The 11,920-nt window shown below is 34.9% G+C and carries 11 protein-coding genes; all 11 read left to right on the forward strand.

Annotated elements, in window-relative coordinates; all coding sequences use genetic code 11:
- The first annotated feature begins 84 nt into the window (after positions 1-84).
- The 11 genes from B2W36_RS07080 (at position 85) to B2W36_RS07130 (ending at position 11,899) form a co-directional block, all read left to right on the forward strand.
- Complete coding sequence (locus tag B2W36_RS07080) at positions 85-579, forward strand: hypothetical protein (protein ID WP_293887096.1); 495 nt, start codon at positions 85-87, stop codon at positions 577-579.
- A gap of 197 nt (positions 580-776) precedes the next feature.
- Positions 777-1,319: an ArsR family transcriptional regulator gene (locus B2W36_RS07085; RefSeq protein ID WP_293887098.1), complete on the forward strand. Its 543-nt coding sequence runs from the start codon at positions 777-779 to the stop codon at positions 1,317-1,319.
- 33 nt (positions 1,320-1,352) lie between these two features.
- Positions 1,353-2,735: a nucleotide sugar dehydrogenase gene (locus B2W36_RS07090; protein ID WP_293887099.1), complete on the forward strand. Its 1,383-nt coding sequence runs from the start codon at positions 1,353-1,355 to the stop codon at positions 2,733-2,735.
- A 33-nt stretch (positions 2,736-2,768) separates the two neighbouring features.
- Positions 2,769-3,947 carry a galactokinase family protein gene (locus B2W36_RS07095; RefSeq protein WP_293887100.1) on the forward strand — a complete coding sequence of 393 codons (1,179 nt, stop codon included), beginning with the start codon at positions 2,769-2,771 and terminating at the stop codon, positions 3,945-3,947.
- A gap of 27 nt (positions 3,948-3,974) precedes the next feature.
- Positions 3,975-4,733, forward strand: coding sequence for a nucleotidyltransferase family protein (locus B2W36_RS07100; protein WP_293887102.1), 759 nt, complete (start codon positions 3,975-3,977; stop codon positions 4,731-4,733).
- Positions 4,723-5,748 (forward strand): NAD-dependent epimerase, encoded by a 1,026-nt coding sequence (locus B2W36_RS07105; protein WP_293887334.1) that lies wholly within the window; start codon positions 4,723-4,725, stop codon positions 5,746-5,748. The genes B2W36_RS07100 and B2W36_RS07105 overlap by 11 nt, the downstream gene beginning before the upstream one ends.
- 1 nt (position 5,749) lies before the next feature.
- The gene (locus tag B2W36_RS07110) at positions 5,750-7,000 is read left to right on the forward strand and encodes a lipopolysaccharide biosynthesis protein (protein WP_293887104.1); all 1,251 of its coding nucleotides are present in this window, start codon (positions 5,750-5,752) and stop codon (positions 6,998-7,000) included.
- 19 nt (positions 7,001-7,019) lie between these two features.
- Positions 7,020-8,150 (forward strand): glycosyltransferase, encoded by a 1,131-nt coding sequence (locus B2W36_RS07115; protein ID WP_293887106.1) that lies wholly within the window; start codon positions 7,020-7,022, stop codon positions 8,148-8,150.
- Positions 8,140-9,249 (forward strand): acyltransferase family protein, encoded by a 1,110-nt coding sequence (locus B2W36_RS07120; protein WP_293887107.1) that lies wholly within the window; start codon positions 8,140-8,142, stop codon positions 9,247-9,249. Before B2W36_RS07115 ends, B2W36_RS07120 begins: the two co-directional genes overlap by 11 nt.
- On the forward strand, positions 9,246-10,538 hold the full coding sequence (locus B2W36_RS07125) for a hypothetical protein (protein WP_293887108.1): 1,293 nt from the start codon (positions 9,246-9,248) through the stop codon (positions 10,536-10,538). Before B2W36_RS07120 ends, B2W36_RS07125 begins: the two co-directional genes overlap by 4 nt.
- A complete protein-coding gene (locus tag B2W36_RS07130; RefSeq protein ID WP_293887109.1) occupies positions 10,535-11,899 on the forward strand; it encodes a hypothetical protein in 1,365 nt (454 codons plus the stop codon). The genes B2W36_RS07125 and B2W36_RS07130 overlap by 4 nt, the downstream gene beginning before the upstream one ends.
- The last annotated feature ends 21 nt before the right edge of the window (positions 11,900-11,920 follow it).

Here is an 11,920-nt window from a genome sequence, read left to right on the forward strand (position 1 = left end):
AATTATGTATTTACTTTTGCTCTACGCATTTAGTATTACAGACGAACGCAGTATATTTTGACCTAGACAACTTTTAATTACCTGATGATAACTTATTTATATATAATTCTGTTTATTGCGATTGTGTATGCCCTATATAAGCTTTTTGCTTCGGGCAAAAAGCCTGCAGACATCTCCTTGCGTGTGTATTACCGTTTTCAGGAACATCCGGGGCAGTATAGCGGGCGGCTCAGTTCGACCCATGGCGCATTGATTTTTCGCGCAGAGCGGTATCACGATGATGTGCTTAATATTGTGGTAAAGGATGTGCGTTCGACCAATCAGAAGGTCGAGGTGAAGCTTCAACAGCTGCTGGTGTTGCCCTTCAAATCCGACCAAAATTCTTCATCAGAAGTATCTGTTCGTTTTCGTATCGGTTCTGGTAAAGCTGCACGTGTTGATCTGAAGGACTACAAGGTAAAGGTGCATGCGCAGGTAACCTATCAGAATGGCGAGAAGAAAGCCTTTAGTACAACACTGCCCATGGAAGGGGTGTATGCGCTCAGTCCTTCGGCCAGTCAAAACGAATTTAAAGGTTAGTTTTTACGTGTTTTTATTCCATATTACATACCTATTTAACCTGAAGAGACCCTGCTTGCCGGGGTTTCTTTATTTTAAGTAACGTTCCACGTGGAGTTTTGCATTTATTGTTAAGTTATCAAGTAGTTAATGATTATTTAATTTGGAGCGTTAAACTGAAATGAGTACTTTTGTTACTCAACTTAAATGCTATTCCAATGTTGGATACCTTAATTACATCCAAGACACGTTTGAAGTTATTAATCAAATTTTTTGTTTCGGCAGGCAATCGGGGTTACCTACGAGGTTTGGCGGACGAATTCAAAGAATCGACCAATTCAATTCGCAAGGAATTGAATCAACTGACCGAAGCTGGCTATCTGATCCGGGAGGATAAGGAGCATAAGATTTATTATCGAGCCAACAGTAAACATTCACTTTTTTTTTCCCTTCAAGGATTGATTCGTAATTTTCTGGGCATCGATTCATTTGTGGATAAAGTATTGCAGCGGGCAGGTGATGTTGAAGAAGTTGCCTTATTGGGCGATTATGCACAGGGTATTGATTCAGGTCATATAGAAGTGCTGGTGCGAGGAAATGGTTTAAATTTTGATTATTTAAATCAATCCGCCATAAAAGCTGGCACAATACTTGGTAAGAAGGTGACCGTATACACAGAAGTTGTTGAAAGTGTCCAAGGAATGATTATTCTTTACAGAAAAATGGACACTTTGCCCCAAAATCAAGAAGAAATAAAATAAATAATTATAAAAAACTAACTGGAATTGAATAAAATGAAAGAAATTAAAAAAATAACCTGTATTGGCGCAGGTTATGTAGGGGGGCCTACCATGTCGGTCATTGCACAGAAAAATCCAAATGTTACTGTTACTGTAGTTGATCTCAATCAGACGCGTATCGATGCCTGGAATGATTCTGATTTAGAAAAACTCCCAGTTTATGAGCCAGGCCTTGATGCTGTGGTGGCAGAAGCACGCGGACGTAATCTTTTCTTTTCTACCGACGTAGAGAAAGCGATTGACGAGGCCGATATGATTTTTATTTCTGTCAATACACCGACCAAAACTTACGGTAAGGGCAAAGGACAGGCAGCCGATTTGAAGTATATTGAATTATGTGCGCGTCAGATTGCTTCTGTTGCTAAAAATGATAAAATTGTTGTTGAAAAGTCTACTTTGCCGGTGCGTACTGCCGCAGCATTGAAAAGTATTTTGGACAATACCGGTAACGGAGTCAATTTCCATATTTTATCCAATCCAGAATTTTTGGCCGAAGGTACTGCGGTGACTGATTTGCACAATCCAGATCGTGTGTTGATCGGTGGAGAAGATGCAGAGGCAATAGAGGCTTTGGTGCAAGTATACGAAGCTTGGGTACCTCGCGAGCGTATCTTAACCACCAATTTATGGTCGTCTGAATTAGCGAAACTTGTTGCCAATGCGTTTTTGGCGCAACGTGTTTCCTCAATCAATGCCATTTCAGAATTGTGTGAGGTCACTGGAGCCAATGTGGATGAAGTATCTCGTGCTATCGGCCACGATAGCCGTATCGGACCTAAGTTTTTAAAAGCTTCAGTTGGTTTTGGTGGTTCTTGCTTCCAAAAAGATATTTTGAACTTGGTATATATTGCTCGCTCTTACAATCTTACTGCAGTAGCAGACTATTGGGAGCAGGTGATTATTTTAAACGATCATCAGAAAGCGCGTTTTGCACAGAATATTATCCAAACCATGTATAATACGGTGAACGGCAAAAAGATTGCTTTTTTAGGTTGGGCGTTTAAAAAAGATACGAACGATACCCGGGAGTCTGCGGCTATTTATGTGGCCGATCATTTGCTGGAGGAAGAGGCTCATGTGGTGGTTTATGATCCAAAGGTACCTGCTGAGCAGGTGTATAAAGATTTGGATTACTTAGGTACGCGATCGCCAGAAGAAAACCGCCGTTTGGTCACGGTGATCAATGATCCTTATGAAGCACTTCAAGATGCACACGCTGTTGCGGTATTGACCGAATGGGATGAATTTAAAAATTACGATTGGGCAAAGATTAAAGAAGAGATGAAAAAGCCAGCTTTTGTATTTGATGGGCGCAAAATATTGGATCGTACTCAGCTAAATGGGCTAGGATTCGATTATTATGCTATCGGTGAATAATCTACCAAACAGAATAATTTAACATCATAAGTCATGCTCAAGGAAATCCAGTCATTGTTCCCAGAAACTAACATTGCTGATATTCGCCATGTATATAGCCCCTATCGGGTATGTCCAGTCGGTGCGCATATTGACCATCAGCATGGGCACGTGACTGGATTTGCGTTGGATCATGGTGTTGATTTTTATTATACACCAACCGAAACAGGGGTGATCAATTTGTTTAGCAGTGATTTTGACGGGCAAGTTATTTTTCCGATAGATTCGATGCCTGCCAAATACGAGCATTGGGGACGTTATATTCAGGCTGCAATTTATGTACTGAAAAAGGACTATGAGCTGCATGTAGGAATACAGGGCTTGGCTTCGGGTTCTCTGCCAGTGGGTGGATTGTCATCTTCATCCGCAGTGCTACTATGTTATATAATGGCTTTGGCCGATGTTAATCAGATATCTTTAGATGAGCACGGCCTGATTGAATTGGCATTTCAAGCTGAAAAAGAGTATATCGGTTTAAGTCTTGGAAAATTAGACCAGAGTTGCGAAGTCCTTTGCAAAAAAGATCATCTCCTGTATTTGGATACCAAAGATGATTCCTATCGATTGATTCCTCAGCCAACGGATATGCCTGAGTTTGATATTTTGGTTTTTTTCAGTGGCTTGACCCGTACATTAGTGAATACGGGTTATAATACACGGACAGATGAATGTAAAGTAGCGGCTTATTCGCTGATGGCTTATGAAGGATTACCGTATGGTGACTATGCCGAAATGCGTTTGCGCAATGTCGAACGTTCCATTTATGAGAAATGGAAAGATCAGCTTCCTTCTTCCTTATCTAAACGTACTTTACATTATATGTCGGAATTCGAACGCGTGGATCGTGCTGTAGAGGCTTTTTCCATAGGCGATTTGAAAGGATTAGGTGCGATTATGTTTGAGTCCGGTGATAGTTCCATTCACAATTGGGAAGCGGGATGTCCAGAGATGATCGCCCTGTATGATGCGATAAAGCAAGCTCCGGGCGTATATGGAGGACGATTTAGTGGTGCTGGTTTTAAAGGCTGTTGCATTGCGCTTGCTGACCCAACGTATCGTGATGAGGCTATTGAATTCATAGGTAAAAAGTATTTGGCTGCATATCCGGAGATGGAAGGTAAGTATAAAGTGCGTGTATGCAAAACGGCAGACGGTTTACGTCGGGTTAGTTAATGATGAAGGAATTAAATAAGACGTAATATGAAAACGCTGATCTTAGCGGCTGGTTATGCCACACGCTTATATCCATTGACCAAAAATTTTCCTAAGCCATTGTTGGCTATCGGTGGACAGACAATTTTGGATCGTTTGGTTGCACAGTTGGATAAGCTTAATATTGTTACTGAACATATTGTCGTAAGCAATGCGACATTTTATCACCATTTTGAGGATTGGAAATCTGTAAGCAACTATCAAAAGAAAGTGACGGTGTTAAACGATGGTACCACGGACAATGCGAACCGCTTGGGGGCGGTCACAGATATTTTGTTTGCTATTCAGCAGTTAAAGATCGAAGAGGATTTGTTGGTTTTGGCTGGGGATAATGTTGTTACCTTTTCCTTTGCGGATTTTGTACAGTTTGCACAGTCGAAGAATACAAGTTGTATCACCTGTCATGAAGAGCTTTCACTGGAGTCTTTACAAAAAACAGGGGTATTGAAAATGGATGAGCATAACCTTGTCGAAGCCATTTATGAGAAGCCGGACGTTCCGCCATCCCATTGGGCAGTTCCACCTTTTTATTACTATACAGCAGCAGACCTACCTTTAATCCAGACAGCTATTGAGCAAGGCTGTGATTACGATGCGCCTGGTAATCTGTCGGCCTGGCTCTGCCTAAGAAGTACGGTGTATGCTTGGCCTATAAATGGCAAAAGGTACGATATCGGCGATCTGGCTGCTTATGAATTTGCGCAAAAAGAATTTGAAGAATTAGCAAAAACAAGTGATGAATTATAAGAAAATATTGGTAACCGGTGCCGCGGGATTTATCGGCTTTCATCTGTGTAAACTTTTAGCGGAGCAAGGAAATGTTATCGTAGGTTTAGATAACATCAATGATTATTATGATGTTAATTTAAAGTATGCGCGCTTACATGAATTGGGGGTGGATCGTTCTGAAGCTGAGCGATTTAACCGCAAAGTGACTTCGAGTATTTTTACTAATCTGACATTTGTTCGAATGAACTTGGAAGATCGGGAGCAATTACCGGCACTTTTTAAAGACGAATCGTTTGATGCCGTTATCAATCTAGCAGCACAAGCGGGTGTTCGTTATAGTTTGGAAAATCCGATGGCTTACGTTGATAGTAATATTGTAGGATTTGTTAATATTCTCGAATGTTGTCGACACAATAAAGTCGGTCATTTGGTTTACGCATCCAGTTCGTCTGTCTATGGAGAAAACGCGAAAGTCCCTTTTTCTGAAGACGACCGTGTTGATTATCCAGTAAGTTTATATGCTGCTACTAAAAAAGCAAATGAGTTAATGGCTCACACGTATAGCCATCTCTACCAAATTCCGACATCAGGGCTTCGTTTTTTTACTGTATATGGACCATGGGGGAGGCCAGATATGGCACCCATACTTTTTGCTTCGTCGATTATCGAGGGGCGTCCAATCAACGTGTTTAATAATGGTCATATGAGCCGCGATTTTACCTATATTGACGATATTGTACAAGGGATCATTATTACTCTGAATAATCCTCCTACAGTTGATCAGGAGCAAGGATATTATCAAGTTTTTAATATCGGAAATGGTTCTCCGGTATCTCTAATGGAGTTTATTGAGACTTTGGAAAGTAATATGGGTAAAGTAGCAGAAAAAAATATGTTACCCATGCAACCAGGTGATGTGCCACGCACTTGGGCGGATACAGAACAATTAAGTGCTATAGGCTATCAAACTAAGATGGCTATAAGTACTGGAATTAATAAGTTTGTTGAATGGTTTTTAAAATATAAAAACTAATATGGCAGTTAGTTTAAAGAAAAATTTCGGTTTTGCTTTAGTCGGTAATTTAGCTTATGCAGCTAGTCAATATATAATATTACTTATCTTTATTAAGCTTTATTCGATGGATGATGTTGGCCAATTTGTATATGCAGGTGCTTTTACAACTCCATTAATGATGGCATTAGAAATGCAATTAAGAAATTTTTATATTACAGATGATGAGAGTGTTTTAGGCTTTAGGGACTATATTTCATTTCGTACATTTAGTAGTATTTTGGGTATATTTATTTTGATACTCGCCGCCTGGTTTCTTAAGCCAGAGTATTTTATAGTAATTGTAATTGTAACGTTAATAAAAAGTTTTGAATCTCAATTGGATTTAATTTATGGAATCTATCAAAAGCAACATAAACTCAATTATGTTGCATATTCTCGAATTATACGAGGCATTGTAGCTGTTGTTGTAGTGACAATTATCTCTTTAATCTTCAAGGATATTGTTGTATCATTGTTAGCATATTTGTTCAGCTGGATTTTGCTTTATTTTTTTTATGAGCGAAAACAAGTTGTAAAGAGAGAGTTTATTTCTATAGATGAATTACAGTTAAAAGCTATTAATAGAAAAACAATTTGGCACTTTCTTGTTTTATGTTTTCCAGTTTTTTGCGCGATTTATGTTGATAAATATTATTTAAATTATCCGAGATTGAGTGTTGAACGTTTTTTAGGTATCGAAGCAGTAGCTATTTTCGGAAGTTTGTTATATTTTAAGTCTTTAGGCGGGCAATTCATATCTTCTATCGCGCAAGCAGCTATGCCGAGATTGGCAGAATATGTCAAATCTAAACAAAAGAAAAAGTTCTTGTCATTGGTGTTAAAAATGGTTGCGATTGGTCTAGGATTGGGACTCACTCTAACTGCTAGTGCATACTTTTTTGGTTCTAGAGCTTTAGAAATTCTGTATACTAAGGGTTATTCCCAATATAATGATGTATTAATAATCGTTTTAATTGGAACTACTATAACATTTGCATATACATTTATTACTTCCGCGTTTACAGCTCTTAGGAAACAGTGGATTCGATTGCCAGTATCTATTGTTATGTTGGCTATTATAGTTTTATTATTTTATTATTTAAAAATAGATTCTTTATTAGATATAGCCTATATAGTGTTATATACAGAGCTTATTAGTCTATTTGTATTTTATCTATTATTTATAATCTTTATCAATAGTTTTTTTAAAAAAACAACTAATAATTTGTAATATGAAGGTGTTAACAATTATGAGTAGACTAGAAATGGGTGGAATTGAAAAAACTCTTTTATCATGCATTCCCTATTTAAATGAAGCGGGAGTAGAGATGTCTATTTTATGTTCTATTGGAGGAGAATTAGATGAGCAGTATAGAAATTTAGGCGTTAAATTAATTGACTTTGGAGATTTCAAAAAGCCATTTAAAGATGCCAAATTTTTGGAAAAAATATTAGAAGATAATCAATTTGATATCGTACATAGTAGGTTTGGTCACACATCAGGACTTTTCGCAAAGGTGTGTAAAAAAATGAAAATTCCGTTTCTGGTATCGATACATAATGAAAGGGCTATGTTTAAGAACGGCTGGAAAACCAATCCGCTTTTAAAAACTTTAAGAGCCTGTTATCTCTATTATCACAAAAAGCTAACAATTAAATATGCGACAAAGATAATTGGACATTCTAAAGCAAATTTAAAATATTTTTTTGAGGATCTAGCTGCTAAATCTGAGTCCGGACAAGTTGAGGTTTTATATAATGGAGTTGATTTCTCAAAATTTGAAAGTTTCCCTGAGCTGAACAGCGCTAAAAAACAGTTATTAAAAGATTTTATAAGTGAAGCAGAAAAGGTAATTGTACATATAGGAAGTTTTAAAGAGCAAAAAAATCATACTTTTTTATTGGACATTTTTAAGAATCTAGATCCAAAAGCAAATAAATATAAATTATTATTATTAGGGGGAGGGGGGCTCATTGATAAAATTAAGCATAAGGTTTCATCATATGGTCTCGAAAATTATGTTTTATTTGCTGGCGTAGAATCCAATATTGCTCCTTATTTAAATGTTTCAGATATATTTGTTTTCCCTTCTTTATATGAGGGTTTTGGAAATGTACTTATTGAAGCACAATATGCCAACTTGCCCATTCTTGCTTCAAAAATTGCTCCGCACTATGAAGCGACAAGCTCAGTTTATCATAGTTATTTCTTTAATCCAAATGATGTTGAAGAAGGTACGAAAAATTTGCTAAAATTAATAGCGTCAGATAATTCCGAAAGAATTAGAGTAGCAAGAAATTTTTCTGAAAATTTTTCAATTCAAGAAATGGCTAAAAATTTATTAAGAATTTATAATCAGACGTGCTATTATGGCAAATAATGTCTCAAGTAAAAGTGAGATTAAATCTCTAACGGGTGTAAGAGGTATTGCGGCTTTAATTGTTGCAATTCATCATTTTATTTCTAAATATTATATTGATCAAATTGCAGATAATTCGAACAACGTTTTATTTGGGTCATACATATATAATTATGCTAATCACGGTTACCTTATGGTTGAGCTATTTTTTATTTTAAGCGGATTTGTATTAGCAATCGCATATGATAATAAATTAGAATCTGGAATTGATAAAGGGATTTATAGGATGTTTATGTTGAAAAGATTTAATAGAGTGTATCCTCTATATTTCTTTAGTACTATCGTATACTTCTTTTTGTTCAACCTTGATAAAATCAAACACATTGAAGTATTAATTGCAAATTTTTTCTTTTTAGAACTATGGCTTCCCAAAAACTTTAGTCTAAACAATGTCTCTTGGTCTTTATGTACAGAGTGGTTTTTGTATTTACTCTTTCCATTTATGTTGATAAAGAAGAATTTGTTTAAAGATCGGATAATTTTACTATTCATTATTGGTATAATAGTTTTCATTTTAGCGCCTGTGTTGAATACTCAGAAACTTTATGATGATAATGTCGACTTTTCCATATTTGAATTGAGAATGTCAAATGGTACCGGAGCATTACTGAGATGTTTAGGAAGTTATATAATTGGGATTGCAATTTATTTAATCTATAAATCGAAACCAAGCGTTACAAATGTATTAAATAAATATTGGTATATATTGGTCTTATTTATTTTTATTTTTTATGGACTTGAAAAATCAGATATAATAATAGATATATTATTTGGTCTTCTAATATTGGTATTAACCCAGAAGAATTCGATATCAAGTTTCTTTTCATGGAAACCTCTATATTTTTTAGGTCTTATTTCATATTCTATATATTTAAATCATATGATATTCCTCAGGTTTCTGATCTTTTCTTTTAAGAAAGGGCTTTGGCAAGAATCTTCGACAAATGTAATGATTGGGTTTTTAATTTTTATTTTTTTTACAATTTTATCATCTTGGTTTACATATAAATTCATTGAAATACCATGTAGTAATTGGTTAAATAAAAAAATTAAGAAATGACTTTCTATTCAACAGATAAGATTTACTATATCATCACAGTAACAATACTTTTTATTTGTTTCTTTGTAGTCCTAAAAACTGCATATTCTAAATTAAAAAGTGGATATTTCAGCGTCGCTTTTCCGGTTATTGGAGCTATGTTTTTGTTTTTGGGATTTCCAATAGTATTAGATGTACTTTTCGGTCCGCCAAATTTTCGTAATTACAGAGGTTTCTATTATGCGCTACAAGATACACGTGTTGCAGTATACTATAATCTTTATATAATATATACCGTTATTATTTTTTACATTTATATCAAAAAAATAAAAAATAGAAAATTTTCTTTTGATACGACAGGTTTCTATAACACAATTTATCGATACAGAAGATTCTTATGGCTATTATTAGTGTTGCCTATTCTAGCTGTCGCTTTAAGTGTACGTCCTTTAGAGTATTTAAACTATCAAGCTATTCAACTAAACGTTGATAGACCATTTAAGGAAAGTCATGTTTTGGTATTTCGATTTACATTATTAGCTGCTGTTTCTGGGGCATTTCTATTCTATTTTTTAAAGGGTAAGAAGGACTTTTCAATAATATTTAAGTATATAATTTTTTTTATATTAATGTTTATAGCGTTTTGGGTCGATGGAAAACGAGGCATATTTTTTAAATTTTTCTTTGTTTTCTTGGTTGCGGGCCTACTGATGGGTAAAATACAGCCTAAAAAATTGTGGTTATATCTCATTCCAGGTATCTTTATTCTGACATCGATCGTATTATTGTACGGTAAAGATTTTGCATCCAATAATAAATATTCAAGGGACGCTTATTCAAGTTTACGCTTAAATGTGGGGAGGGATCATACTATCAAATATACCTTGTACAAAGAATACGTTAAAGATGAGATGATTTTGCAACATAGGGGGCAATCATTTTTATTTGGACTTACTTTTTTTATACCAAGATCAATATGGCCTGAAAAGCCCTATCCCTACGCGGTTTATTTTGTTACGTCAGTAATTAATGCTCCTCCTGAACCTATAGGTTGGTCATTTACTACTTGTATTTTGGAGGAATTTATATCTAATCTTGGATTTCTTGGTTTGATTATTGCGCCATTTTTCTTGTTATGGGTATGCAAAGTAGGAGATAATGCTAAAAATAAATTTCTGACAATTATTTCAGTTGTTTGTGGTGTGTTTTTCCTTTTTACGCAAATGGCTGCTTTTATGCCCATAATATTGGTTTTTATCTTTTTACTATGCAAAGAGAAGTTTAGTAAATATAAATTTAGATTAACATGAGAATATTTATAGTTTGTCTTTTTTATTTGTTAATTGCAACCTTAGGTAACGAGAGTTTCGCAATGAATTCGACAGGAGATACAATTTTTATGTCTTCTAAAAGCAATTTTAGTGAATTTGCTAAAGTGAAGGGATCAAATGGCCTGAGAACTGTCATTTATCTAAAAAATGATGGGATATATTATATTGGTGAGACGCTTGAAATACCAAGTAATGTTGAAATAATCGGAAATGGTAGTGTTTTAAAGCCCATCTTAAATTGGGCTAAAGGAACTACGTCTGACACACCCCTAATTAGTTTTGTCGGAAAAAAAAATATAGTTTTTAAAGGTCTGACGATAGATTTTCAAGGAAATAATAGAAAAGACAATAGAATATATTGTGGGCTTTTATTGTTAGCGTCAAATAATATTACTATACAAAATGTGAATTTTAAAAATGGAGGGTCAACTCTATCTTCACCTCCTAATTCACCCTATATTTTAATAGCTGCTCAAGATTCTCCTGGAGATGTTTCTTCGCTACCTAAAAGTTATAAAAATATTATAGGGAGTTCTTATAATAATGTTATCAAAAATAATCTATTTGATAACACATTATCCACGACAAGATTCGGTATTAGAGTGTTGACTAACTGGTCCATGAAACGTCTGCAACAGAATTTTAAAAATAAATCATATAATAATATTATAGAAGGGAATCGTTTTTTAGGGGAGTTCTCCTGGAATACTGTAGAATTAGCTGGAGGAGGTACAGTTAAAAATAAGATATTCAATAATTACGTTAAAGGCAGAGCTGTAAATATGTTGGATATTGACAAGGGGGCTTCTTATAATATTATTGAGAAGAATACAATTGAAGATTCCGGACTTCCAGAAAGATATAAAAATGAAGTTAATGTTCGATGTAGCCCGATTTCTGTTCAGGGGATGATGAATAATTATTATTCACAATCTAACCAAGTGTTAAATAATACTATCCGTAATATATCAAATCCTAAATCCAATAATAGTAAATATTATTTTTCGTCTGCAATAATGACTTCGATAGTAAATGGCGTGATTATCAAAGGCAATAAAATTTCGAATATTTACCAAGATGGAAGTTATCAAAAAGGGAAAAATTATGGATTTGGGATTGCTATTCATGATTTTAGTAACAATGTTGAAATTGAATCTAATACCATTGATAAAGTAAATATCGCCATTGGAGCTAATTGGCAAAAAGGGAATGGCGAAGCAATTACGATAAGAAATAACAATATTGATTTTGTAAGGCAAGCCATAAGAGAACCCAATAGTTCCTTAGGAAAATCTAAATTCAATATGATAAATAATACAACGAAAAGTTTAGTAAGATAGTAGTCATATATTAATGCAGCC

It is taken from the genome of Sphingobacterium sp. UBA3549, from assembly GCF_002376635.1.
Lineage (GTDB): Bacteria > Bacteroidota > Bacteroidia > Sphingobacteriales > Sphingobacteriaceae > Sphingobacterium.